Raw genomic sequence first — 1,266 nt, 5'->3', positions numbered from 1 at the left:
AATGTGGGAGCAACTGTCTTGAAGGCTTTTAATTTGAATGTTATTGAAAGGCAGCAAGCATCCTACGGCCGCGTACCGTAAACGATCACTGAAAACGCGCTGGCTGTTGCTAGACGGCGCGTTCTTTCCACTCAGCCCCATCTCGAATCATGGCGTTCAGCCGTATCAGCAGCACTCGCATACACGCGATCAGTGCTACTTTCGCGCACTTGCCTTTCTGACGCAGCGCCTCGTACCTAGCCTTGAACTCAGGTTGTCGCTGAATGACCACCCAGCAAGCCATGTACATCGCTCTGCGCGCTGCAAACCGGCCACCCCCAATACGACGTGCTCCCTGATGGTTACCGCTGTCGTCGTTGTATGGCGCTACGCCTAGGAGTGCCGCGATCTCGCGACGTCCAACCTCTCCAAGCTCAGGTACATAAGCCATTAGGCTCGCTGCCGTCACAATCCCAATTCCTTTGACCGAGCACAGCCGGGCAATTTTGTCGCGATCCAAGACTTGGGCGCTTTGGCGAATCAGGTTGTTTAATGCCTTTATCGCCTGGGTCAGATAGTCGATGTGGCTTTGCAATAGCGGCTTCACCAGGTCAACAGAAGCCGTTTTCAGGCGTCTAACATCATCGCTTTGCTGCTGAACAAAGTTTTCGCGCTGCTGGATCAGTGCACGTAAGTTATCTTGCTCGACATTGGTGATTCGACTGTCGGAATCCTTTACGACGTGCGCAAACTCTGCCAAAAGACGAGCATCTATCGGGTCGGTCTTGGCGCGGTAACCCATTGCTTTTGCGAAGCTTTTGACTCTTCTAGGGTTTATCCGCAAAACATCCAGACCAGCTGCTTGAAGTGATTTCATGGCAGCTCTTTCGTAGCCACCGGTCGCTTCCAACAGCACGCGACGGACGTTGTAAGGCTTGAGCCAATCAATCAAGGCCTTAAACCCTGCACAGTTATTGGCATAGCTCATGCCGATGTCTTCTGGAAGGATCCGAATTTCGAGACTGTCTTTTGAAACATCAATGCCTAGGTAGGAAAACATAGCCAAATCCTCTTACACTCAAGGTGAGAGCGCTCTGGCTTGGCCCACGCTTGTAACTGTTCGAGGTGGGCTCGTTCAACTGTTCGGGCTCATGTCCAGAGCGGAGAGGTGAGTGGCAGCATGGGCTCCCACACGTGCTTTAAGCACTCCGGGCATTCAGCTTGCCACTCACCGCTCTCACCCACAGTCTAATCCTTGCCCAAGACACAAGCGGGCTTGCTCGCGAA

At 53.0% G+C, this 1,266-nt stretch carries 1 protein-coding gene; it reads right to left on the bottom strand.

The window, feature by feature from the left end; all coding sequences use genetic code 11:
• Window positions 1-109: 109 nt before the first annotated feature.
• Window positions 110-1,039 (bottom strand): transposase, encoded by a 930-nt coding sequence (locus H0Z09_RS27160; protein WP_186694927.1) that lies wholly within the window; start codon window positions 1,037-1,039, stop codon window positions 110-112.
• Window positions 1,040-1,266: the final 227 nt, after the last annotated feature.

The organism is Pseudomonas sp. SWRI18, assembly GCF_014268345.1.
GTDB classification, from domain to species: Bacteria; Pseudomonadota; Gammaproteobacteria; order Pseudomonadales; family Pseudomonadaceae; genus Aquipseudomonas; species Aquipseudomonas cedrina.
The sequence above is the reverse complement of the archived record's forward strand: the minus strand, read 5'-3'. Positions and strand labels throughout refer to the sequence as shown.